The organism is Nonomuraea sp. NPDC049129, assembly GCF_040648495.1.
In the GTDB taxonomy this organism is placed as follows: domain Bacteria; phylum Actinomycetota; class Actinomycetes; order Streptosporangiales; family Streptosporangiaceae; genus Nonomuraea.
In genome coordinates this window covers 12,440-34,874 of the sequence record NZ_JBEZDU010000040.1, presented here as the reverse complement: position 1 = coordinate 34,874, position 22,435 = coordinate 12,440, and the positions used below count along the sequence as shown (strand labels likewise).

The 22,435-nt window shown below is 67.6% G+C and carries 20 protein-coding genes; 10 read left to right on the top strand and 10 right to left on the bottom strand.

The window, feature by feature from the left end; translation table 11 throughout:
* Positions 1–348: 348 nt before the first annotated feature.
* The 4 genes from AB0B64_RS56380 to AB0B64_RS56365 all read right to left on the bottom strand — a co-directional run bounded on the left by AB0B64_RS56380 (position 349) and on the right by AB0B64_RS56365 (position 6,127).
* Positions 349–1,851 (bottom strand): hypothetical protein, encoded by a 1,503-nt coding sequence (locus AB0B64_RS56380; protein WP_357949625.1) that lies wholly within the window; start codon positions 1,849–1,851, stop codon positions 349–351.
* 394 nt (positions 1,852–2,245) lie between these two features.
* Complete coding sequence (locus AB0B64_RS56375; RefSeq protein WP_357949628.1) at positions 2,246–3,412, bottom strand: hypothetical protein; 1,167 nt, start codon at positions 3,410–3,412, stop codon at positions 2,246–2,248.
* 189 nt (positions 3,413–3,601) lie between these two features.
* Positions 3,602–4,702 (bottom strand): hypothetical protein, encoded by a 1,101-nt coding sequence (locus AB0B64_RS56370; protein ID WP_357949630.1) that lies wholly within the window; start codon positions 4,700–4,702, stop codon positions 3,602–3,604.
* A 303-nt stretch (positions 4,703–5,005) separates the two neighbouring features.
* Positions 5,006–6,127: a serine protease gene (locus AB0B64_RS56365; RefSeq protein WP_357949632.1), complete on the bottom strand. Its 1,122-nt coding sequence runs from the start codon at positions 6,125–6,127 to the stop codon at positions 5,006–5,008.
* Between the two features lie 275 nt (positions 6,128–6,402).
* On the opposite strand from AB0B64_RS56365, the gene AB0B64_RS56360 reads away from it, so the two are divergent.
* The 6 genes from AB0B64_RS56360 (at position 6,403) to AB0B64_RS56335 (ending at position 11,459) form a co-directional block, all read left to right on the top strand.
* Positions 6,403–7,851 (top strand): acetyl-CoA synthetase, encoded by a 1,449-nt coding sequence (locus tag AB0B64_RS56360; RefSeq protein ID WP_357949635.1) that lies wholly within the window; start codon positions 6,403–6,405, stop codon positions 7,849–7,851.
* Between the two features lie 97 nt (positions 7,852–7,948).
* Positions 7,949–8,221 (top strand): DUF2191 domain-containing protein, encoded by a 273-nt coding sequence (locus AB0B64_RS56355; protein ID WP_357949637.1) that lies wholly within the window; start codon positions 7,949–7,951, stop codon positions 8,219–8,221.
* Positions 8,208–8,633: a type II toxin-antitoxin system VapC family toxin gene (locus AB0B64_RS56350; protein ID WP_357949640.1), complete on the top strand. Its 426-nt coding sequence runs from the start codon at positions 8,208–8,210 to the stop codon at positions 8,631–8,633. Before AB0B64_RS56355 ends, AB0B64_RS56350 begins: the two co-directional genes overlap by 14 nt.
* Positions 8,634–8,672: 39 nt before the next feature.
* Positions 8,673–9,560, top strand: a complete 888-nt coding sequence (locus AB0B64_RS56345; RefSeq protein ID WP_358203699.1) for a hypothetical protein — start codon at positions 8,673–8,675, stop codon at positions 9,558–9,560.
* Between the two features lie 9 nt (positions 9,561–9,569).
* Positions 9,570–10,526, top strand: coding sequence for a zinc-binding dehydrogenase (locus AB0B64_RS56340; protein ID WP_357949646.1), 957 nt, complete (start codon positions 9,570–9,572; stop codon positions 10,524–10,526).
* Positions 10,527–10,601: 75 nt separating this feature from the next.
* On the top strand, positions 10,602–11,459 hold the full coding sequence (locus AB0B64_RS56335; RefSeq protein WP_358203691.1) for an oxygenase MpaB family protein: 858 nt from the start codon (positions 10,602–10,604) through the stop codon (positions 11,457–11,459).
* A gap of 94 nt (positions 11,460–11,553) precedes the next feature.
* Here AB0B64_RS56335 and AB0B64_RS56330 read toward each other — a convergent pair whose 3' ends face one another.
* The 5 genes from AB0B64_RS56330 to AB0B64_RS56310 all read right to left on the bottom strand — a co-directional run bounded on the left by AB0B64_RS56330 (position 11,554) and on the right by AB0B64_RS56310 (position 18,182).
* Positions 11,554–12,294, bottom strand: coding sequence for a helix-turn-helix transcriptional regulator (locus AB0B64_RS56330; protein ID WP_357949651.1), 741 nt, complete (start codon positions 12,292–12,294; stop codon positions 11,554–11,556).
* Complete coding sequence (locus AB0B64_RS56325) at positions 12,291–13,121, bottom strand: DUF4097 family beta strand repeat-containing protein (protein ID WP_357949654.1); 831 nt, start codon at positions 13,119–13,121, stop codon at positions 12,291–12,293. Before AB0B64_RS56325 ends, AB0B64_RS56330 begins: the two co-directional genes overlap by 4 nt.
* Positions 13,122–13,270: 149 nt before the next feature.
* Positions 13,271–13,447: a DUF6104 family protein gene (locus AB0B64_RS56320; protein WP_225301873.1), complete on the bottom strand. Its 177-nt coding sequence runs from the start codon at positions 13,445–13,447 to the stop codon at positions 13,271–13,273.
* A 238-nt stretch (positions 13,448–13,685) separates the two neighbouring features.
* The gene (locus tag AB0B64_RS56315; protein ID WP_357950741.1) at positions 13,686–17,336 is read right to left on the bottom strand and encodes a multifunctional oxoglutarate decarboxylase/oxoglutarate dehydrogenase thiamine pyrophosphate-binding subunit/dihydrolipoyllysine-residue succinyltransferase subunit; all 3,651 of its coding nucleotides are present in this window, start codon (positions 17,334–17,336) and stop codon (positions 13,686–13,688) included.
* 204 nt (positions 17,337–17,540) lie between these two features.
* The gene (locus AB0B64_RS56310; protein WP_357949657.1) at positions 17,541–18,182 is read right to left on the bottom strand and encodes a phenylalanine--tRNA ligase beta subunit-related protein; all 642 of its coding nucleotides are present in this window, start codon (positions 18,180–18,182) and stop codon (positions 17,541–17,543) included.
* A 75-nt stretch (positions 18,183–18,257) separates the two neighbouring features.
* Here AB0B64_RS56310 and AB0B64_RS56305 point away from each other — a divergent pair, with 75 nt between their 5' ends.
* Positions 18,258–18,830 (top strand): helix-turn-helix domain-containing protein, encoded by a 573-nt coding sequence (locus tag AB0B64_RS56305; RefSeq protein ID WP_357949660.1) that lies wholly within the window; start codon positions 18,258–18,260, stop codon positions 18,828–18,830.
* Complete coding sequence (locus AB0B64_RS56300) at positions 18,830–20,095, top strand: MFS transporter (RefSeq protein ID WP_358203675.1); 1,266 nt, start codon at positions 18,830–18,832, stop codon at positions 20,093–20,095. Before AB0B64_RS56305 ends, AB0B64_RS56300 begins: the two co-directional genes overlap by 1 nt.
* Positions 20,096–20,117: 22 nt before the next feature.
* Here the strand turns inward: AB0B64_RS56300 and AB0B64_RS56295 are convergent, their stop codons facing one another.
* Positions 20,118–21,035 (bottom strand): CU044_5270 family protein, encoded by a 918-nt coding sequence (locus AB0B64_RS56295; protein WP_358203671.1) that lies wholly within the window; start codon positions 21,033–21,035, stop codon positions 20,118–20,120.
* Positions 21,036–21,158: 123 nt separating this feature from the next.
* Here AB0B64_RS56295 and AB0B64_RS56290 point away from each other — a divergent pair, with 123 nt between their 5' ends.
* Positions 21,159–21,674, top strand: coding sequence for a SigE family RNA polymerase sigma factor (locus AB0B64_RS56290; RefSeq protein WP_358203666.1), 516 nt, complete (start codon positions 21,159–21,161; stop codon positions 21,672–21,674).
* The gene (locus AB0B64_RS56285; RefSeq protein ID WP_358203661.1) at positions 21,661–22,410 is read left to right on the top strand and encodes a hypothetical protein; all 750 of its coding nucleotides are present in this window, start codon (positions 21,661–21,663) and stop codon (positions 22,408–22,410) included. Before AB0B64_RS56290 ends, AB0B64_RS56285 begins: the two co-directional genes overlap by 14 nt.
* Positions 22,411–22,435: the final 25 nt, after the last annotated feature.

Genomic DNA, 22,435 nt, shown 5'->3' with positions numbered 1-22,435 from the left:
AAGTTAGGTAGCTGCTTTGGAGGGAAAAACAGCCCTAAGTCCGGCGTGATCGTTCTGTGATGTTTAAGTCGCGATAGAGGATGACTTGCCGGAAGTGCCGGATGACACCGTTTCCGCAGATCAACATAAGGAAGTTGTCAGTGTGACTGCGGTGGCTCCAGTGCCGCCCTCCCGACTGCGATCCGACTGATGTGACGCAGATCACACCACCTTGATGGCACCGTCCGGGCGCCCCATGCGTCCAAACGCCCTTCAGATTTGCCCGGGAACGCCGAAGGGCCCGGCGATGCCGGGCCCTTCGCGAGTTACCACTGTGCGCACCGTCCTGGAACGGTCGCGGTGTGTTACTTAGATGATCTTGCCGGACCACACGTTCGCAGCGGACTTGTAGACCGCAGCGGTCTCACCGTCGAAGTACGGCGAGGAGATGTAGTCGACTCGCTTGTTGCCGTCCTGGTCGTTGAAGGTGCTGGTGACACCGTTCACGTAGCCGAGACGCTTGCTGTTGCTGTAGTTGAGCAGCCAAGGGCCACCGTCGGCGCCCTCGGTCATCGCGCACTTGAGCGCGACGTGCTCTTCGATCTTCTTGGCGGCCGAGCCGACGACCTTCTTGCTGGTCTTGCCGTAGCACCACTTGGGCGTGATGCCCGTGTAGTTCTTGTGGCCGTCAGGGTGCGCCGCGGCCGGGTAGCCGAACACGCGGACGTACTTGCCCGTGGGCTGGTTCCAGGACACGCCCTGGCCGCCCACGACGTCACCCAGGCGACCGACGTCCTTGGCAGCGCCTTCGATGATGAAGAACTCGGTCTTGTAGAACTTGGTCGCCGTGCCGGGCTTGAACCACTGCTGCGTGAAGTAGTGGGTGATGGTGTAGTTGCCACGAGCGTCCTGGGCCTTGGTGCCCGGGCCCTTGTAGGCGTCGTACACCGCCTTGGTGACGTTCTCGGTGACAGGCTCGCCGAACTTGTACCCGTTGCCCTTGCCGACCTTGGCGGCGTCGTACGCCTCCTTGCCGACCTCGATCTTGGCGACCTCGGCGTTGGGGTAGTCCGGACCAGCCGGCTCGGCCTTGCTGCCGCGCTTGGCCCAGCACGCCTCGATCGACGTCGGGTCGAGCTTGCACTTGCGGAACTCGTCCCGCGAGATCTCGACGTCCTTGGCGTCCTTGATGCCCTGGTACTTCTCGAAGTCGGCCTTGGAGACCTTCTTCGCGGTACCGCCACCGAGCTGAATGCCGTTGTACACGGTCACGAACGCGTAGTCGCGGTCGTAGTCCTCGTACACGTCGAAGTCGTAGTGGGTGAAGGCCTGCTTACCCACGTAGATCCCGAACGGCGTCTTGCCCTGGTAGTAGCCGGGGACGAAGACCCACTTGGACATGACGTCCGAGTTGGTGGCCGTGTCGTAGACGCAGTGACCGGCCGTGGCGACCAGGTTGCGGTACTTCGACTGGACCGAAGTGGCCGAGCACCACTTCTTCTCGCCCTTGCTGTTGACGAAGAACACCTTGCCGATGGTCTTCGGCATGTTCACGTTCTGGACCTTGGTGGAGGTCTTCTTCTCCTGGCCGATCGGGACGGACGAGCCAGGCTTGCTGTCGGCGCTGTAGCCGCCCTTGCTCTGCAGCTTGGCGACGTCGCCGGAGTCCCAGACGTTGGACTCCTTCGCGGCCTTGAGGGCGGCGTTGTTGGTAGCCGACCAGAAGTCCGCGATGGCCTTGGCGTCAGCGGCGCTCTTCGCCATCGGGTCGGAGGCTACGTCGCTGGCGGCCGTGGCCGTACCGGCGAGGCCGGCAGCCAGAAGGCCGGTAGCCAGGATGGCGCCACCGGCGGGGATGAGGATGCGCTTCAAGGGAACTGCTCCTTGCTCTGTCGTGGGTCGCAACACGCGTCCCATGCGTCAGTAAAGGGATAGCAAGGAACATAGCGTGGTGATCTCCGCAGGTAAAAGCCGTTCTGCCCCATCCGGTAGGCGCCCTTACCGTCGTGACCTTTCCGTTACCAGTCAGAGATCTTAGCGGAGCGTGATCAAATTGCCACGTTTTCGCAGGGTATGAAGGGGGTTCGGCGAAGGGGCTGTGAGGAGTGCGACACGCTTCGCGGTCGCTCCAATGTGACTCAGATCACAGGAACCAGATTGGCGCGAGCTCCGTCTAATATCGCCAAATCCGCATAAATGATCTTGTGGGAGCACAAAAAAGGGGCTCGGCCGAACCCGGCCGAGCCCCTTTTTGGGTGTTGAGTGGTTACTTGTACAGCTCGCCGTTCGGGCCGACGATCTTGCCGGACCACGTGTTCTTGGCCGAGTTGTACACAGAGGCCGTCTCACCGTCGAAGTACGGCGAGGTGATGTAGTCGATGCGGTCGTTGCCGTCCTGGTCGGCGAAGGTGCTGGTCACGCCGTTGACGTAGCCCAGACGCTTGCCGTTGCTGTAGTTGGCCAGCCAGGGGCCGCCGTCGAAGCCGGGCGTCACGGCGCACTTGAGGCCGATGTGCTCCTCGATCTTCAGCCACGGAGCGCCCACGGCCTTGGCGGTGGTCTTGTTGTAGCACCACTTCGGCGTCACGCCGCTGTAGGGCTTGTTGCCGTCGGGGTGCGGGCCGGCCGGGTAGCCGAACGCGCGGACCTGCTTGCCGGTGGGCTGGTTCCACGACACGCCCTGGCCGCCGACGACGTCGCCGAGACGGCCGGCGTCCTTGGACAGCAGGATGTAGTAGCGCCCGCCCCAGTTCCGCTTGGGGCCGACGAAGCCGTCGTACTCCTTCTTGGTCACCTGCTTGACGCCGTTGAAGGAGATGCCGTTGTAGACGGTCACGAACGCGTAGTCGCGGTCGTAGTCCTCGTACACGTCGAAGTCGGTGTGGGTGAATGCTTGCTTGCCCACGTAGATTCCGAACGGGGCCTTGCCCTCGTAGTAGCCGGGCACGAAGACCCAGTTGTCGAGCAGGGCCTTGTTGCTGTCGGTGTCGTAGACGCAGTGGCCGGCCGTGGCGACCAGGTTGCGGTAGTTCGACTGGATGGACGTGGCCGAGCAGTAGCGGAACTTGCCCTTGCCGTCGACGAAGAAGACCTTGCCGAGCGTCTTGGGCATGTTGACGTTCTGGGCCTTGCCGGGGGCCTTCTTCTCCTCCCCGATGGGAGTGGCGCTGCCCGGGTTGCCGTCGGGGCTGTAGCCGCCCTTCGAGACGACCTTCCTGACTTCCTTGGCGTCCCAGGTGTACGCGGTGGCGGAGCGGAGGGCGGCGAAGTTCGACGCGGCCCAGAAGGACGCGACCGAGGAGGCCTGTTGCGTGTTGCGGGCCATGGGGTCGGTGGCGATGTCGCCTTGTGCCTGAGCGGTGCCTGCCAGGCCGGCGGCCAGGAGGCCGGTCGCCAGGACGGCGCTACCGGCCGGGAGAAGGATGCGCTTCAAGGTAAAACTCCAGACGCGGGGCGCCTCGTGCACCCCAGAATGCAGCAAACGGACAGGCGGGAACCTATCGGTCTGACTCTGGTCGTGTGAATTACCCGATACTGGAGTCAAGCGCGACGATCATGGCCGTGACCATCTCGAGATGTGAAACCGGCTGATCACTCGGGGTGGCGATACGCTGGGTGTAACTTACGTCACATTTTGCGGTGTTGCGAGCCCTGCGGCGCGTCGGTAGACCTCGCCGGTCGTGGCGTTGAAGGTCGGGGAGGACACCGCGTCGTAGGCGCCCTTGGCGTCTCTGTTCCAGGTCAGGCTGTTGATCCCGGTGAGGAGTCCGAGCTTCTGCACGGGCTGGTAGTTGAGCAACCAGGGGCCGCCGCTGGCGCCGGCGCTGAAGTCGCACGGCTGGAGCTGCACGCCGTACTGAAGGTCGAGGCTGGGAGCGACCGTGCGTCTTGTGCTCCCCGAGCAGACCTTCAGCGTCTTGCCGTCGAACGGGTGGCTGCCGTCGGGCTGCGGGCCCGCCGGGTAGCCGAAGGCGGTGATCGTGAGAGCCAGGCCCTTGCCGAGCGTCAGGCCCTGCCCGCCGACGTTGTCCTGCAACCGGCCCACATCCTGCATGGTGAGCTGGCCGTTCTTCTCGACCCACTTGAAGCCGCGGTGCACGGTCACGAACGCGTAGTCGAAGTCGTAGTCGCCCTTGCCCGGCCAGTCCTCGTGCATGCTGATCGACGCGCCCACGTAGATGCCGTCGGGCGTCGCCCCACCGGGACCCGGATTGGGGACGAAGATCCAGTAATCGGCGGGCTTGCCCTGGCGCGAGTCGTACGCGCAGTGTCCGGCGGTCGCCACCACGCTGCGGTTCTTGGCCGCGATCGAGCTGGCCGAGCACCAAAATTCCTTGTCGCCGAAGCGGAAGAAGACCTTGCCCATGGTCTTAGCGGCCGCGCTGTCCTTCGGGAGGGCGGGTCCGACGTTCGGCGGGATCTGCCGGCTCTTCGCCGGGACGACCCGCAGGCTCTTCGCTGGGACGATCTGGCCGCCACCGGAGGCGGTCTTGGAGGTGGGCGAGGACTGCGAGGCCGGCGTGGCGGGGCTGTACTGGTCGGCATTCTTGAGCCGGTCGGGCTTCCAGTATTCGGCGACCTTCTTCATGTCCGCCGCCGACTTGGCCAGCGTGACCGAGTAGACCCGGCTGTTCGGCGCGGCCGAGGCGGTCCCCGCGAGGGCAGGCAGCATCAGCAGCGCGCTGAGCGCAGCCGCTACCAGGTGCCATGCCCGGGGGATCATGGAAATGCCTTGCCTTTGGGGGTTAGTACTTCTGGGGGTGTAACGATGGATTTTTCCAGATCACTCACTGTATTGCAGCTCGGATGGAGATTCGTTATCTGATCAAGCGTGACTTGTGTCCCATAAGGAGTGCGTCAAGGGGTTCGATCCGGATAGCGTCTCCGATCCATGTGAGGATCGTTTCCGCATGTCAGAGGCATAGTACATGAGCCGACTTCGTTGTCCATCCGCCTTTCCTGTGTGTTTCTTGATCACGCGTGAGAAGGGCCCCGGCCGGGAGTAGCCGGGGCCCAGGGTGGGGTGCTACGGCATGTTGCCGGTCCACCGGTTCGCGGCGGCCTTGTACACGTTGTAGGTGTCGGTGTTGAAGTACGGCGACGAGATGTGGTCGTAGCGGTCGTTACCGTCCGTGTCCCACGCGACGCTGTTGACACCGATCAGGTAACCGGTACGGGTGGAGCTCTTGTAGCTGTAGAGGAGCGGTCCACCGCTGGCGCCGGCGGTGAAGGCGCACTTGAGGCCGATGTGCTCCTGGAGGTTGTACTTCGGCGCGGCGGGCATCGGGGCCGTCTTGCCGTAGCACCACTTCATCGTGCGGCCGGTGAACGGCTTGTCTCCGTCGGGGTGCTCGCCCGCCGGGTAACCGAAGGAGAACACGTTCGCCTTGGTGCTGCGGTTCCAGGTGAAGCCCTGGCCGCCGACGTTGTCACCGAGGCGGCCGACGTTCTTCCGCGTCCACTGCCACTTGTCGTTGACCTTCTCCCACTTGACCTTGATGCCGTTGTAGACGTTGACGAACGCGTAGTCGTAGTCGTAGTCCTCCTTCACCACGAAGTCGTCATGCGCGTTGAACGTCTTGGCGGCGTAGATGCCGTAGGGGGCCTTGCCCTCCCAGGCGTTGTTGCCGTCCCAGTACGACGGGATGAAGATCCAGTTGTCGTAGAAGGTGTCCTTCTTGGTGTCGTAGACGCAGTGGGCCGACGTTGCCACTAGGTTGCGGTACTTGCCCTGCACGGAACTGGCCGAGCAGTACCGCCAGCTCGCCGGATTCGCCGGGTTCGACCCCGGCAGCGTGAAGAACACGCGTCCGACCGTGTTGGGCAGATTGACCTGCTTACTCTTGATGCTTTTGGTCTTCTCCTCACCGATCGGGGGGACGGATCCGGGTGGGCCGTCGGGGGTGGAGTTGACGCCCTTGACGCCGTTGGAACGTGCGTCGAGGTTCGTGTCGTAATCGGCCGCCCGCTTGATGCGGTCGGGCGTCCAGAACTGGACCGCCTGCTCCGCGGGAGTGGCCGCGTTCTTGGACACGACGTCGGAGGGTGGGGTCGCGTTGGCGGCGGTGCTGCCGACCATCCCCGCGGCCAGGCCGATGGCCGTCAGACCGGCGAGCGGGATCGCGATACGCCTTGCTCGGGAATACATGAAGCTCCTCTCAGTTCTCGGCGGCCCAGAGCGGGGTACTGCGCCCCGGTGGGCCAGGAAAACGTTCGGAACGTTAATGAATGGCGCAACCCGACAGCCAGGAAACGACGTGAAAAAGTCTGGCCCGGTTCCATTCCGTTATGGAAATAACCAGATCGCATGTATTCCTAGAAAGCATTCCTGCAGGTCGATGCCGGTGTTAATTTCCTCTGGCACCACTGGTAACAGTGATTATCAAATGCCACCGCTTATCAACCGAATGTTATTCTGGTTAGATGGGTGACATGGATCCACGCACCCCCTGTCTCATAGGTACGGCCCAGCGCACCGTTCACGAACAGCCGGGCCCGGAGCCACTCGACCTGTGGGAAAACGTCGCGCGCGAGGCGGCTCGCGAGGCGCGGCTGCCGGTCGAGCGACTCGACTCGATCCAGCTCGTCTACACCGACTCGTGGCAGTACGACTCCCCGGTCGGCCGGCTCGCCGACCGCCTCGGCGCCGCGCCCCGGCACCGGGCCTACTCCATGGTCAGCGGTACGGCCCCGCAACTCCTCATCGGCGAGGCCGCGGCCAGGATCGCGGCGGGGGAGCTCGACTCGGCGCTGATCGCCGGCGCCGAGGCGTTGGCCACGCGCCGGTCCTACCGGCAGGCGGGCGAGCACGTGCCGTGGAGCCATCCGGCCGATCCCAAGCCGCCCTACGGCTGGGAACGGCCGCCGCATCCGGCGGAGCTGGCCCACGAGCTGTTCCTGCCGGTACACACCTACCCGATCATGGAGACGGCCCGCCGCGCGTCCCTCGGTATGTCGATAGATGAGGAAATGGTGGACCGGGGGCGGATGATGGCGCCGATGACTGAAGTCGCGGCCGCGAACCCGCACGCCTGGCGGCGTACCGCCCGAACTCCGGAGGAACTGGTCACCGGCAACCGCTTCATCGGCTGGCCGTACACGCGCAACACCGTGGCCGTGGGGGAGGTCGACCAGGCCGCGGCCGTCGTCCTGGTCGCCGCCGGGCTCGCCGACCGGCTCGGCGTACCGCGCGATCAGCGCGTGTACCTGCGCGGCTGGGCTTACGGCGAGGACACGTGGGAGGTGGCGGCGCGGCCCGCGCTCGGCGCCTCGCAGGCCATCGCGCGCACCGCCGAGGCCGCGTTCGCGCGGGCCGGGCTGGGCCTCGACGACATCCACGCGCTCGACCTCTACAGCTGCTTCGCGATCGCGCTGCGGCAGGCGTGCGACGCGATCAAGCTGGACCCCCTCGACCGGCGCGGCCTGACGGTCACCGGCGGCCTGCCGTACGCGGGCGGCCCCTCCAGCGACTACGTCCTGCACTCGACGGCCACCATGGCCGGGCTGCTGCGCGCCCAGCAGGGTCACGGGCTGGTGACAGGGGTCGGCATGCACCTGACCAAGCACACGTACGCGATCTGGTCCACGGACCCGGGCGGCACCCTAGGCGATGCCGCGCCTGTCTTCACCGCCGATCCGGTGGAGATCGTCGCCCTGTACGACGGTCCCGCCACGGTGGCCGGCTACACGGTGACGCATGGGCGCGACGGGGCGCCGGAGAAGGGCATCCTCGTCGTGGACCTGCCGGGCGGGGGGCGCGCTCATGCTCACGTACTGGAGGCCGAGCTCCTGACGGACGCCATGTCCAGGGAGCTGGTCGGCCAGGGGGTGCGGCTGGCGTCCGACGGGAAGGTCAATGTGGCGCTCTGGTGAGGTTAAAGACTGTGCAAGAATTGTGACCGCGCGATTACTATCTGCTGTTGACATTTTTATGTCAGGGGCGGACGCTGGTGTCATGCGGAGGACCACGGTGCGGATCGACGACGCACTCCTCAACGAGGCCAAGGCGTACGCGGCACGAAACGGACGCAGTCTCACCTCAGTGATGGAGGACGCTTTGCGACAACTACTCAACCGCTCCACGGAAGTGGCCGCCCGGCCTCGAGTGGAGCTCCCGGTGTCCGGCGCCGCGGCCGGGCCCAAGCTCACCTGGGCCGAGATCAAGGAGCTGATGGAAGCGGACTTCGTGGAGCATGAGCTGGCGAAGATGGCGCGCTGCGGAGGCCGCGATGCGGATGCCTGACGTCAACATCCTGGTCAACGCCCAGCGCCGCGACACCGAGCACCATGACGAGTGCCTGACCCTCGTCGAGGAGCTCGTCAATGGCGACGAGGCCTATGCGGTCAGCGACTTCGTGATCAACGGTTTCCTGCGGGTCGTGACCAACCACCGCATTCCGCAGAGCACCTCGTTCGAGACGGCCTTCAAGTTCGCGGAGAGCGTCCGCAACCAGCCGCATGCCGTCCTGGTGAACGCCGGATCGAGACACTGGGAGATCTTCGCCAAGATCTGCCGTTCATCGGGCGCCACCGGCAAGCTCCTGCCCGACGCCTATCTCGCCGCACTGGCCATCGAGCACGGTTGTGAATTCGTGACCTGCGACGCTGATTTCGCCAAGTTCCAGGGCTTGCGCTGGCGGCATCCCCTCAACTGAACTGGGGAGTGAAACAGCACTCCTCGGCAGGGGATGTCCGTGGCCGATCAGTTCGACGTCATCGAGGCGGGCGCCCGTGGCCGGCGCCGGTGGGTCGGGATCGGTGTGGTGGCGGTGCTGCTGGCGGTCCCCGTCGTCAGCCTGCTGGCCAGCCGTGACCCGGAGCCGGATCGCGCGCCGCCGACGCCGACCCCCGCACCGCTGCCCATCCGGTCGTTGACCAGGATCGAGGGCGCGCCCAACGTCGTGAGCGCGCCGGTCAAGGCCAAGGGCGGCAACGAGGTCATCGCGGTGGTGTTCCCCGACGGGACGCGGGCGGCGGTTCGCTACCCCGCCGAGCTGCGGCTCAACGAGCTGGGCGCGCGGCCGTTTCAGGGGGCCTGGATCGCCGGGCAATACCGCAGCTTCTCTGCCCCCTACGGCGGTGAGATGGAGATCTCCAGGGGTGCTCAGCCGATCAGGAACCTCACGCCCAACGTCACGCTCTGGCCGGGACCGGCGGGTGTCGGTTCGGCTGGGCAGGTGCTGATGTTCGCGTTCGGCAAGTGGCGGCTGGCGATGTACGACCGGCGGGAGGGGCTGACCTTCGAAGATCGGCTGGCGACGGCCAAGGGCCTGCGCGGGAAGGTCGGCAAGGACGGCTACCTCGTCCTGAGTGGCGGTGGCTCGATCCGTCTGGCGAAGCCGGGCGAGACCATCCAGGGCGAACCGGTCGGGCCGCAGCTCTGGTTCGGCGGCGGGACCGGCGACATGGTCGTGTTCATCCCGACCCCCAGCTGCCGGAAAAACGCCAGGACGCCGTCGGCGACCAACGGCCTCAAGCGGCCCGCCCGTACCGTATGCAGGGGCGATGTGCAGATCGTCGCCTCGGGCTCGCGCGCTTTCGTCCAGCAGGCCATCGCCGGGATCCGGATCACCCTGAAGTAAGGTGCGGCCATGTTCGCCGTAACCGCCTCACAGACCGATCCCGACAATCCTCTCGCCGGGCTGACGCTCGGCGAGCATCCGGAGCCGCAGGTCCCGGACGGCTGGACGACCGTCACCGTACGGGCGACCGCCCTCAACCACCATGACCTGTGGACGCTCAAGGGCGTGGGCATCAGGCAGGACCGGCTGCCGATCGTGCTCGGCTGCGACGCGGCCGGGGTGGACGCCGACGGTAACGAGGTCATCGTGCACTCGGTGATCGGCTCGGGGGCCGACGAGACGCTCGATCCCAAGCGTTCGCTGCTGTCGGAGGTCCACGACGGCACGTTCGCCGACCGGGTCGCCGTGCCGCGCCGCAACCTGGTGCCCAAGCCGGCCGCGCTCAGCTTCGAGGAGGCCGCATGCCTGCCCACGGCCTGGCTGACCGCCTACCGCATGCTGTTCGACAAGGCCGGTCTCGAGCCCGGATCCACCGTGCTCGTGCAGGGTGCCGGCGGCGGGGTCGCCACCGCGCTGATCGCGCTCGGCCGGGCGGGCGGTTACCGGGTCTGGGCGACCAGCCGCTCGGCCGCCAAGCGGGAGCAGGCCGCCAAGCTCGGCGCGGACCGGGTGTTCGAGCCCGGCGCGCGGCTGCCCGAACGGGTCGACGCCGTCATGGAGACCGTCGGTCAGGCCACCTGGGACCATTCGCTCAAGTCGCTCAAGCCCGGCGGCCGCATCGTGGTCTGCGGCGCCACCAGCGGCGCGGTCCCGCCCGCCGACCTGAACCGGGTGTTCTTCCTCCAGCTCTCGGTGATCGGCTCCACGATGGGCACGCGTGACCAGCTCCAGCGGCTGGCCGTCTTCCTGGAGCAGACCGGACTGCGGCCGGTCATCGACCGGACGATGCCGCTGACCGACGCACGCGACGGCTTCGCCGCCCTGGCTGAAGGCGACATATTCGGAAAAATCGTCTTTACGCGCTGAATAAGTGAAGGGTTACCTATGCGCACCCGGGATGATACAAAGAAGGTGAGGTTGTATCACCCGGGAGGCGCCGTCATGGACGTCGAACCGTTCGGCCCAGGCTCGTTGCACTGGGACACCGCCGGTGAATACCGCAACCTGCTCGTGGCGGGCAGCGCGCTGGTCCTCCAGACCATGCACCCCGCGGTGGGCGCGGCCGTCGCCCGGCACTCCACGTACAAGCAGGACCCGTGGGGCCGCCTCCACCGCACACTCACCTCGGTCCAGAAATGGGTGTACGGCGGAGTGGGCGGCCCGGCCGAGGGTGAGCGGCTGCGCGAGCTGCACAAGCCGATCAGCGGGGTGGACGAGCAGGGCAGGTCCTACCACGCGCTCAACGGCGCGGCCTGGGCCTGGGTGCACCTGTCGCTGTTCGAGCGCTTCGTCACCCTCAATCGCTACTTCGGCACTCCCTACACCGAAGACGCTGAACGGCGGCTCTACGAGGAGTCGCGGCAATTGGGGGCCATCCTGCGGGTGCCGGAGCGGGAGATGCCCGCGACCGTCGAGGAGTTCTGGTGCTACTTCGACGAGATGACGGCCGAGCGGCTGGAGCCGCATCCGACGGCGATCGACGTGCTCGCCGTCATGCGGGGGACCCCGATGCCGCCCGGGCTGCCCCGGCCGCTGCGTCGGCTCTGGGCGCCGGTGGGGGTGGGATCGGGGGAGTTCAACTACTTCGTGACGGTGGGGACGCTGCCGCCCATCGTACGGAAGAAGCTGGATCTGCCCTGGTCGGCGCGGGACGAGTGGCGGCTGCGGCAGCTCGGGCGGGCGGTGGCGGTGATCGCCCCGCGCCTGCCGGAGCGGCTGCGGTATATGCCGATCGCCTATCACGCCCGGAAGACCGCCCGAAGCCTGCGCGGCTTGGAGCAGGCCCTTCGCTCGGCGTAGCGAGCAGGGACTGCCGGGCCCTCCGCTCGGCGTAGCGACCGGGGACTGCGTGGCTTGGAGCGGGCCCTTCGCCCGGCGTAATGACCCGTCGGGGTCAGGGTTTCAGTGAGTCGCGGATCTGCCGGGCGGCCTCGTCGAGTGTGGCGCGTACCTCGTCGATCGCCTTGCGGGTGAGCGGGGCGGCCGACGCCTCGCGGCGCACCTGCGCGACGAAGTCGGCCAGGCGCTCGCCCAGCTCCGCGTCGAGCTCGGCGCGGTTGGGTGGCGCGCCGCCCAGCGTGCTCCAGACCTCGGACCAGATCCTGCGCCACTCGCCGGTGAGCCGCTCGCCCTGGTCCTGCCAGTTGGTGGCGTGCTCCATCCACTGGCGTTTCTGCTGCTCCTTGAGCCGCTGGATGTTGGCCTTCTGCTGGTCGCGCACGCGCCTGGGATCGTCGGCGACGCCGGTGCGTACGTCCTTGGCCATCTTGGTGAGCTCGTCGCGCAGCGACTTGACCGTTTCGCGAACGTCCTCCTTCACCTCACGCGCGATGTCGCGTACCGAGGCGGAGATCTCCTGCTCCAGGTCGTCGAGCTCGTCCAGGCGGGCGTTGAGCTCGTCGCGACCCCGGTCGGTGATCGAGAACACCTTCTTGCCCTCGATCACCTCGTGCGTCACCAGGCCCTCCTCCTCCAGGCGGGCCAGGCGCGGGTAGATCGTGCCGGGGGAGGGGGAGTAGACACCGAGGAAGCGGTCCTGCAGCAGGCGAATGACCTCGTAGCCGTGCCGAGGGCTCTCCTCCAGCAGCTTCAGCAGGTACAGCCGGAGCCGGCCGTGACCGAAGACAGGGCTCATCGCTTCTCTCCCTTGAGCAACGTGACCTCGCCGGAGACGGTCGTCGCCGTCACCGAGGCCATGCCACCACCCAGCCGTCCGGACACCGACTTGTTGCCCGGGCGGCTCGCGTCTGACAGGTTTTCGAACGTGCTGACCAGCCTGCCGGAGGTGGATCGCATGCTGACGTCCGCCTCCACGTTCTCGGGCAGCCTGACCAGGATGTCACCGGACACGCTGTTGAAGGTCACATATCCGGTCGGGCGCAGCTCCAGATCGGCGGTGATCCGTCCGGACACGGTGTTGGCGCGCAGGCGGCGCGGCGTGCCGTCGGCGACGGTGAGCTCGCCCGAGACGCTCTTGAACGCCAGATCGCCGTCCATCGCCCGGCTCTCCACGGTGCCCGAGACGGTCGTGGCGCTCACGTCGCCGCTCACCCCGTCGAGCACGATGTCTCCGGAGACGCTCCTGACCTGGGTCGCCTTCTCGAACCCGGCGACGACCGCCGAGCCGGAGACGACTCCCACGTTGACCGTGCACTTCTTGGGCACCGCGAGCGTCAGGACGCTCTTGCGCCGGTCGCGCCGCAGCCAGCCGAGTATGCCCTCCCAGGTGAGGTCTTTGTAGGCGACGCTGAGCTCCCCGCTCTCCTCGTCATAGGTCACGATCAGCGGAGCGGAGTCGATCTCGGCCACCTCCAGTGTCGGTGGTCCGTCGGTGGCCAGCACGGCCACTCGTCCCGCGACAATCCGCACGTCAAGCGCGGTCACCGAGCCGAACGTCAGCTGCTCCGGCCGCTCGATCGTCCACTGCCGCATGATGCCTGTCCCTTCCGACGACACGTCCACACAAGACACGATATGTCGCGTCTGTTGAAAACTCAAGATGTATCGCGTGTGGCAGGCGATGAGCGCCGTCCGTGCTTCTCATCGGGCGCGAGGGTCCGGCGCGCCTCCGTCTTCTCATCGGTCGTGGCGGTCCGGTCCGTCGCGCCGCGTCAGTCGTCTTCGTCGTCGAGCCGGGCCAGCCAGGTGGCCAGGCGCTCGACCGGCGTCTCGAACTCGGGATTGAGGTCCACGAACTCACGCAGCCGCTCACCCAGCCACAGCAGGCTGACCTCTTCCTCGCCACGCCGCTCGACCAGCTCCTCGATCCCCCGGTCGGTGAAGTACATCGCTCTCCATTCATCAGTCGCGCAGCCGCGTCGTCAGGTCGCCGGCTGGGGTCCAGGCATCGGCGCGTCCACGTCTGACTTTAGTCAGCAGGCCGCGCCGCTCGAGCTCGCGCGGATCGGTCCGCGCGGTCGGCAAGACGATCTTGTGAGTACGCGCATGGCCTGCGACCCGCACCTCTTTCAGCAGTAAGCCCCCGCCGATAGCGGCGAGGGCTTATGCGGTGAAGCGACTGGCTGACTAGCCGAACAGCTCGCTCAAGATCCCCTCGAGCTCGTTGTCGTGGGAGGAGTGCGAGCCGGTCGCGGGCGAACTGTTGGGAGTCCGCGAGACGCGACGCAGCGCGCGGCCGTTCAGCAGGTCCGGGTCCTCGGCCAGCTTGAGCGTGAGGTAAGGCCACGGCCCCATGTTGACCGGCTCGTCCTGCGCCCACACCAGCTCGGCCTGCGAGCCGTAGCGGGAGAGCTCGGCGGCGAGCTCCTCCGCCGGGAACGGGTAGAGCCGCTCCAGGCGGACCAGTGCGACGTCGTCACGGCCCGACTTCTCGCGCCGGTCGAGCAGGTCGTAGTAGATCTTGCCCGAGGAGAGCACGACCTTGGTGACCTTGCCCGGCTCGACGATGGTGTCGCCGAGGACCGGCTGGAAGGTGCCCGAGGTGAAGTCGGACGCCTTCGAGACCGCCCGCTTGTGACGCAGCAGCGACTTCGGCGTGAAGACGACCATCGGCTTGCGCCTGCCCGACTCGACCTGCCACCTGAGCAGGTGGAAGTAGTTGGCCGGAGTGGACGGCTGCGCGACCGTCATGTTGTCGAGCGCGCAGACCTGCAGGAACCGTTCGATGCGGGCCGAGGAGTGGTCGGGACCCTGGCCCTCGAAGCCGTGCGGCAGCAGCAGCACGACAGCCGACCTCTGGCCCCACTTCTGCTCACCGGACGAGATGAACTCGTCGATGATCGTCTGGGCGCCGTTGACGAAGTCGCCGAACTGTGCCTCCCAGGCCACCAGGGCGTCGGGACGCACGACGCTGTAGCCGTACTCGAAGCCCAGCGCCGCGAACTCGCTGAGCAGCGAGTCGTAGATGTAGAACTTCGTGGTGCCCTGGTTGAAGACCTTGAGCGGGGTGTGGTCTTCGCCGGTCACCCGGTCGACCAGCACCGCGTGGCGCTGGGTGAACGTGCCCCGCCGGGTGTCCTGGCCGACCACGCGGACCGGGTGGCCGTCGATGAGCAGCGAGCCGAAGGCCAGCGTCTCACCCATGCTCCAGTCGATCGCGTCCTGCTCGACCGCCTGGCCGCGGCGCTGCAGCACCGGCGCCAGGCGCGGGTGCGGCGTGAAGCCCTCGGGCAGGTTGAGCTGGGTGTCGACGATCCGCTTGAGCGTCTCGTCGGTGATCGCCGTCGGCGTGTCGTTGTGCGACCACTTGATCACCTCAGCGGGCGGCACCCGCATCGCGCCCGCCTCCGGCGGCTTCTTGGCCGCCTCGCGGGTCTCGGTGAACGCCTGCTCCAGCTTGGCCTGGTAGTCGCGCAGCGCCTGCTCGGCCTCCTCCACCGTGATGTCGCCCCGGCCGATCAGCGCCTCGGTGTAGAGCTTGCGAGTGGAGCGCTTGGCGTCGATCAGGTCGTACATCAGCGGCTGGGTGAAGGCGGGGTTGTCGCCCTCGTTGTGGCCGCGGCGGCGGTAGCAGATCAGGTCGATGACGACGTCCTTGCGGAACGCCTGGCGGTATTCGTAGGCCAGCTCGCCTACGCGGACGACGGCCTCGGGGTCGTCGCCGTTGACGTGGAAGATCGGCGCCTGGATCATCCGGGCCACGTCGGTCGCGTAGACGCTCGACCTGGACGAAGCGGGCGAGGTCGTGAAGCCGACCTGGTTGTTGACCACCACGTGCACGGTGCCGCCGGTGCGGTAGCCGCGCAGCTGCGACAGGTTGAGCGTCTCGGCCACGACGCCCTGGCCGGCGAAGGCCGCGTCGCCGTGGATGAGCACCGGCAGGACCGTGAAGCCCTCCTCGCCGCGCTCCAGCAGGTCCTGCTTGGCGCGGACGACGCCTTCGAGCACTGGGTCGACCGCCTCCAGGTGAGACGGGTTGGCCACCACGGAGGCGGCGATCGTCTTGCCGCTGGGAGCGGTGAAGGTGCCCGACGCGCCCAGGTGGTACTTCACATCGCCCGAGCCGTGCGCGGTGCGCGGGTCGATGTTGCCCTCGAACTCACCGAAGATCTGCCCGTAGGACTTGCCGACGATGTTGGCCAGGACGTTGAGCCGGCCGCGGTGGGCCATGCCGATGACGACCTCGTCGAGGTCCTCGTCGGCGGCGTCGCTGATCACCGAGTCGAGCAGCGGGATCAGGGACTCGCCGCCCTCCAGCGAGAAGCGCTTCTGCCCGACGAACTTGGTCTGCAGGAACGTCTCGAAGGCCTCGGCCGTGTTGAGCCGGCTCAGGATGTTGAGCTGCTCGTCACGGGCCGGGGAGGCGTGCGGCTTCTCCACCCGCGCCTGGATCCAGGCCCGCTCCTCGGGGTTCTGGATGTGCATGTACTCGATGCCGACCGTGCGGCAGTAGGAGTCGCGCAGCACGCCCAGGATCTCGCGGAGCTTCATCAGCGGCCGGCCGCCGAAGCCGCCGGTGGCGAACTCGCGCTCCAGGTCCCACAGCGTCAGGCCGTGGGACTGGATGTCGAGGTCGGGGTGCTTGCGCTGCTTGTACTCCAGCGGGTCGGTCTCGGCCATGAGGTGGCCGCGGACGCGGTAGGCGTGGATCAGCTCGATCACGCGCGCGGACTTGGCCACGTCGTCATCGTGCGAGGCCGAGATGTCCTGGACCCAGCGGACCGGCTCGTAGGGGATCCGCAGCGCCTCGAAGATCTCGTCGTAGAAGCCGTCCTCGCCGAGCAGCTGCCGGTGGATCGTGCGCAGGAAGTCACCCGACTGGGCGCCCTGGATGATCCGGTGGTCATAGGTGCTGGTCAGCGTCATGACCTTGGAGACGGCCAGGCGCGAGAGCGTGTCGGGCGAGGCGCCCTGGTATTCGGCCGGGTATTCCATCGCGCCGACGCCGATGATCGTGCCCTGTCCGGGCATCAGGCGCGGGACCGAGTGGACGGTGCCGATCGTGCCGGGGTTGGTCAGCGAGATCGTGGTGGCCGCGAAGTCGTCGACTCCGAGCTTGCCCGAGCGGGCCTTGCGGACGACCTCCTCGTAGGCCATCCAGAACTGCCGGAAGTCCATGTCCTCGGCGCCCTTGATGGAAGGCACCAGGAGCTGCCGCTCGCCGTTGCTCTTCTGGACGTCGATGGCCAGGCCGAGCCCTACGTGCTGCGGCTTGACCAGGGTCGGCTTGCCGTCGACCTCGGTGTAGGAGTAGTTCATCTCCGGCATGGCCCGCAGCGCCTTGATGACGGCATAGCCGATCAGGTGCGTGAAGGAGACCTTGCCGCCGCGTCCCCGCTTGAGGTGATTGTTGATCACAATGCGGTTGTCGATGAGCAACTTGGCCGGGATGGCCCGGACGCTGGTCGCGCTCGGAATGACGAGCGAGGCGTCCATGTTGGCGGCGGTGCGTGCGGCGGCACCGCGCAGTTTGACTTCCTCGGCGCCCGCGGGCACCGGGGCCGCAGGCTGCTTCGGCTTGACATCGGGGACCGGGGCAGCCGGTGCAGCCTTGGGTGGAGCCGCCATGGGAGCCGGAGCGGTCGCTGTGCCGTTCGCCGCCTCCTTGGCGGGCATTCTGCCCGGTCCATAATCAGGGTTGTAGTCAGCGAAGAAGTTCCACCAAGCCCGGTCCACAGACTCAGGATCTTGGAGGTACTTCTGGTACAGCTCGTCGACAAGCCACTCGTTCTGTCCAAAGCTTGCCAGCGGGTTTGTCCGCGACGACTCAGACGACACGGCGGAAATCGCCCTCTTCCGCAGATCGGCGTTGATGTTAGAGAACCTGTCCAAGGTTACTCGTCTTGCCCGGCGGCGCGCGCAAGAGACGCCCCGCGGCCTCGCCCGATCCTCTCAAGAGAGTCCGAAGAGGTCACGCCCCCCTAGTCAATCCAGGGGGTGCCGCAATTATCACTGTTTGGTATCAACAGCTGTGCGGCAGGTTTATTTCACTCCAGACAGCACTCTGGTGCTGATCCGCACCTCGGGGGACAGCTCGGTCAGCAGGTTCGCCAGCTCCTCGCCCGCCTCCTTGAGCTCCTCCATGGACATCGGCTCCAGCCGCTCCAGGATGAAGATCGCGTTCGTGGTCTCCTCGGTGAGGCGGGTGCGCGCTACCTGGCGCCAGTTCCACCTGCGGCAGGTGACGCCGATGTCGTCGCGCCAGATCACCTCGCCGGGCTCCGGGGCGCCGAGCGCCTCCGCCTCCTCGTCGCCTTCGGCCCTGACCAGTCGCGGCGGGCCGGCGTAGTGGTCGAGGTCCTCGCCGCCGATCGGCAGCGCGTGCTTCACGCTGATCGAGTTGTACGCGTCGACGGCCTGGTTGATCTCCGGCAGCGGCAGCCTGCGTGTCAGGGCGTCGACCGAGGGTCTGGTCTTCTGCGGCTTGGCGCCGAACGCGCGGTAGGCGTCCTTCCACGCGTCGATCTTCTCGGTCTGTACGGGCTGCTCCGAGGCCGCGGCCAGCCAGGCGCGGGAACGGTCGTCGGTGGGCCCGTTGCGCAGGCCGTGCGCCGTCATGACCAGCACCGCGAAGTCGGGACGCAGGGCGAAGACCGCCTCGTCCACCCAGATCTCATCAAGCATGCGGCCCAGTTTATTCGCCAAGGAAACTCGCAAAATTCTCTTTGCAAAATTGCCTTTGCGGTTTAGCCTTCGTCTATGGAAGAGCAGTTCAAGATCAGTGATCCTCAGGTGCTCAAGGTGGTGGCGCACCCCCTGCGGGTGCGGCTGCTCGGCCTGCTGCGGGGCGACGGCCCCGCGACGGCCAGCGAGCTGGGGCGCAAGGTGAGGGAGAGCTCCGGCTCGACCAGCTACCACCTGCGCGAGCTGGCCAAGTACGGCTTCATCGAGGAGGACCCCGAGCGGCGCGACGGCCGGGAACGCCGCTGGCGGGCCCGCCATCAGTACACCTCCTGGGACAACCTGGAGATGGCGGCCACACCGGAGGGGCAGGAGGCCGTCCGGATCATGCAGCTGCGCCAGCTGGAGGCGCTGGGACGGGCGGTCGAGGCGTTCGAAGCGGGGGAGTGGCCCGCCGAGCTGGTCGAGGTCTCCGGGATGAGCGACCATCTGGTGCGGCTGCCCGCCGCGGGTGTCCGTGAGCTCAGTGAACGCGTCGACGCGCTGGTGCGCGAGCTCAGCGAACGTTACGCGGACGACCCCGGCGCCGTGCCGATGACCGTCTGGACGGCGGCCTTCCCTCGAAGGCCGCGGGAAGGGCAGGACGGCTGATGACTCCCCGATCCGCGTTACGGCGCTACCTGCTGGTCAGCTTCCTGACCTGGCTGCCGCCCGGCCTGATGACGGCCGTCATGGTGTTGCTGATGACCGACCGGGGTCTCAGCCTGGCCCAGGTCGGGTTCGCCGTCATGGTGTTCTCGATCGTCACCATCGGCCTCGAACTGCCCACCGGCGGCCTGGCCGACGTGATCGGCCGCCGGACGGTCCTGGCGATCTCGGCCGCGTTCACCGTCGCCGCGCTCGCGCTGATGGCCGTCTCGACCACGTTCTGGATGTTCCTGGCCACCGGCGTGCTCAAGGGCGTCGCCCGCGCCCTGTCCAGCGGCCCCGCCACCGCCTGGTACGTCGACACGCTCCACGACCTCGAAGGACCGGACGCCGACCTCAAGCCGGGCCTGGCACGCGGCGGCGCGATGGAGTCGGTGGCGCTGCTCCTGGGCGTGCTGGTGGGTGGGTTCGCGCCGCTCGCGGTGCCGCCGGCGGTGATGACGCCGCTGGCGCTGCCGCCGCTGCTGGGCGCGGCGGCCGGGCTCGTACTGCTGGTGACGGTGCTCTTCGCACTGCCCGAGGCCGCGCACCCGCAGCGCGTCGGGCGGTCGCTCGGGCGGGTTGTCCGGGACGTGCCCGCGACCGTGGCCGAGGGTGTCCGGCTGGCGGCGGGTGGACCGTTGCTGCGTCGCCTGATGCTGGCCGCCGCGGCGTCGGGCGTCGCACTGGCCAGTGTCGAACTGCTCACCCCCGGCAGGCTGGCGGCGCTGGCCGGCACGGCGGAGCTGGGCAGCACCGGCTATGCCGTCGTGGCGGCGCTCGGCTTCGCCGGCAGCGCGTTGGGCAGCACGATCGTGCCCAGGGTGGCCAGGGCCGCGGGCGGTTCGGTACGCGGCGCGGTGGCGGGCGTCGTCCTGACCGCCCTGGCCATCGCCGCCCTGGCGGCCACGGCGGGCCTCGACGGGGCGCCCGGTTTCGCGGCCACCGGGCTGGCCTATGTCGTCATGTTCTCCGGGCTCTCGGTGGCCGGAGTGCTGTGCTCGGAGATGACGCACCACGCCGTCACGGCCGCCCAGCGCACGACGGTGACCTCGACGAGTTCCCTGTCACTGCAGGCGGGGGCGGCGCTGGCCAACACGACGTTCGGCACATTGGCCGGCCATGCCGGCCTGTCCGCCACGTGGTCGCTCGCCGCGGGGGTGGTCCTGGCCTCCGCGCTGCTGTTCGTCCGCATGCCCGCGCTCCGGCCGGCTCGCCCAGCCCGGTAAAGGGGCCCGTACGGAGCATGACTCACGGGAGAGCGGGCACCGACGGGGCGGTGTCGGTCCAGCCGACCTGGAGCATGGTCGAGGTACCCGTGGCCGGCTTGCCGTCGACCTCGGCCGTCAGGCTTTCGGCCAGCGACACCATCTCGTCGGTGTCGACGATCACCTCGGTCTCTGGCCTGTGACGGACCCGATCGAGAGCGATGAAGAGTTTCGTACCGGTCCTGCCCAGAGCGTCCTTGGCCGTCCCCCGGGAGCGTACGCCGGGCATCGTCAGCAGCGCTCGGTAAGCCGCGGCGCGGACTTCCTTCGGCGCGGGAAGATCGCGTAGCAGAGTGAGCAGCGCCGCTGCCACGCCGCTGTCGACGGCGTCCTCCGGAGCCCTCGCGACCCGCACGGCCTTCGTGAGCCAGGCTTTCAGACCACTCGGGTCCGCGGGCAGCTTCTGGACCTCCTCGTACGACAACTTCTGTTCAGCCAGATAGAAGGGGCTCGAACGCTTCGGGGCGATGAGCTGGCCCTTGTCCACTTTGGTGTCCAGGGTCACGGGGCCGTCACCGGCAGGGCGGCTCAACCTGGACGGGGAGCCGTCGCGGCGCCATGCCTTCTCGTCCGCCGCGCTCTTCGGTCGTGCCCCCAGACTCCGGAGCCCGAACCAGGCCTTGCCATCGGTCGAGGTCCAGACTTCCGCGATCTGCCGCTCCTCCACCCAGTAGCGGTTGGCGCCCCTCCCGAACTGCTCGGGCTGGGTGCTCCGCAGCAGCGTCCTGGTATGCCAGTAGGCGCCTTCCGCCGGAGTCGTCACCGTACGGGTGGTGGCCGCGAGCCGCAGGTCCGGCGCGGCCAGGAGGCCGGGCGCGTTCGGCATAGTGATGGCGCTCGCCACGGCCAGGCCGATCCCGATGGCGATCAGCGGCCGGATCGGGGTGGTCACGCGTTTCATCTGTTTCACGCCTCCCTATACGCCTGAACGGCCCACGGGGTTGCCTGTGGGACGGCCCTTGATCCGAGGCAACGCCCGGCGTGGCCCAGGCGTATTAGGAGGCGTGAAATCGGACGGACAGACGTGAGCAGCGCGGAGGAACACGCATTCGCCGCGTTCGTGGCCGCGCGCGGCACCAGCCTGCTGCGGGTCGCCTACCTCACCTGCGGCGACGAGGCGGAGGCGGAAGACCTGCTGCAGACGGCGCTGGAGCGTACATGGCGCAGCTGGGACCGGGTGCGGTACGCCAACCCCGAGCCCTACATCCGCCGCGTCATCGTGAACACCGCCATCAGCCGGGCCCGGCGGCGGGCGATCCTGCGCGTCATCCCGGTGCGCACCCCGCCGGAGTCGGCGGCGCCGGAGACCGACATCGACCTGCGCCGGATGCTCATGGAGGTCCTGCGCGCCCTGCCTCCCCGGCAGCGCGCGGTGATCGTCCTGCGGTACTGGGAGGACCTCGGCGAGACGCAGACCGCCGAGATCCTCGGCTGCTCGGTGGGCACGGTGAAAAGTCAGGCATCCAAGGCTATGGCCAAGCTCCGTTCGGCGCTCGGCGACGGAACGCTGGAAGGAGTGATCAGGAATGTCCGTACTTGAGGAGCGCCTTCGCCAGATCATGGCGGACGAGACCGCGAGATTGCGGGCCGCGCCCGACCTGGTGGAGCGGGTGCTCCGGTCCTCGCGGAGGAGGAGGCAACGAGTCAAGTTCGCCGCCTTGGCCGCGTCGGCGGCCGTCGTCGCGACGGCGGTCCCGGCCTTTCTGATCCTCGGGCCAGGCCCCGCGACCGTGCTGACGCCCACGGTCAGCACGTCAGCCGCGACCCCTGATCCGACGCAGCCGGACACTCCCGCCATCGACGACACCCCGCCGCCCCCGTCTCCGACCCCCGATTTCGGGGACCTGGGCGACGGAAGGGCCTTCGGGCGCGTCAAGGTAGGTTACCTGCCCGACGGGTTGAAGTGGGGCAACTGGTCCCTGAACTTCGGCGACAAGTACACGACCTCATGGAACTACGACGGGGACAAGCACGGCTTCTACTGCGTCCAGATCTACGTGTACGAAGGCGAGACCGTCCAGGAAGTCGATGACCGCATCCAGAAGTACCGCAGGGAGGGGAAGGGTGAAGAGGTGACCATCGGCGACCGGACCGGGTACCTGATCACGCAGTGGGTCGGCGAGGACGGCGGGAACGGTACCCCGACCTTCACCCTGACCATGAGCGAGGGGCGGAGGGCCGACGTGATGATCAGCCCGGTGTACGCCAAGAAGCTTGGCGGTGCCAAGACGAAGCGTGAGCTGTTGAAGATCGCCGAAGGGCTCACAGCCGACTGAAACCAGGCCCGCCAGCGGTTCTGCG

Excerpts from the sequence above, each read along its gene's own strand:
- AB0B64_RS56335 (WP_358203691.1), top strand. The coding sequence starts at position 10,602 with ATGGACGTCGAACCGTTCGGCCCAGGCTCGTTGCACTGGGACACCGCC.
- AB0B64_RS56310 (WP_357949657.1), bottom strand. The coding sequence starts at position 18,182 with ATGCTTGATGAGATCTGGGTGGACGAGGCGGTCTTCGCCCTGCGTCCC.
- AB0B64_RS56300 (WP_358203675.1), top strand. The coding sequence starts at position 18,830 with ATGACTCCCCGATCCGCGTTACGGCGCTACCTGCTGGTCAGCTTCCTG.
- AB0B64_RS56350 (WP_357949640.1), top strand. The coding sequence starts at position 8,208 with ATGCGGATGCCTGACGTCAACATCCTGGTCAACGCCCAGCGCCGCGAC.
- AB0B64_RS56320 (WP_225301873.1), bottom strand. The coding sequence starts at position 13,447 with ATGTACTTCACCGACCGGGGGATCGAGGAGCTGGTCGAGCGGCGTGGC.
- AB0B64_RS56285 (WP_358203661.1), top strand. The coding sequence starts at position 21,661 with ATGTCCGTACTTGAGGAGCGCCTTCGCCAGATCATGGCGGACGAGACC.
- AB0B64_RS56340 (WP_357949646.1), top strand. The coding sequence starts at position 9,570 with ATGTTCGCCGTAACCGCCTCACAGACCGATCCCGACAATCCTCTCGCC.
- AB0B64_RS56305 (WP_357949660.1), top strand. The coding sequence starts at position 18,258 with ATGGAAGAGCAGTTCAAGATCAGTGATCCTCAGGTGCTCAAGGTGGTG.
- AB0B64_RS56330 (WP_357949651.1), bottom strand. The coding sequence starts at position 12,294 with ATGAGCCCTGTCTTCGGTCACGGCCGGCTCCGGCTGTACCTGCTGAAG.
- AB0B64_RS56360 (WP_357949635.1), top strand. The coding sequence starts at position 6,403 with ATGGGTGACATGGATCCACGCACCCCCTGTCTCATAGGTACGGCCCAG.
- AB0B64_RS56295 (WP_358203671.1), bottom strand. The coding sequence starts at position 21,035 with ATGAAACGCGTGACCACCCCGATCCGGCCGCTGATCGCCATCGGGATC.
- AB0B64_RS56370 (WP_357949630.1), bottom strand. The coding sequence starts at position 4,702 with ATGATCCCCCGGGCATGGCACCTGGTAGCGGCTGCGCTCAGCGCGCTG.
- AB0B64_RS56365 (WP_357949632.1), bottom strand. The coding sequence starts at position 6,127 with ATGTATTCCCGAGCAAGGCGTATCGCGATCCCGCTCGCCGGTCTGACG.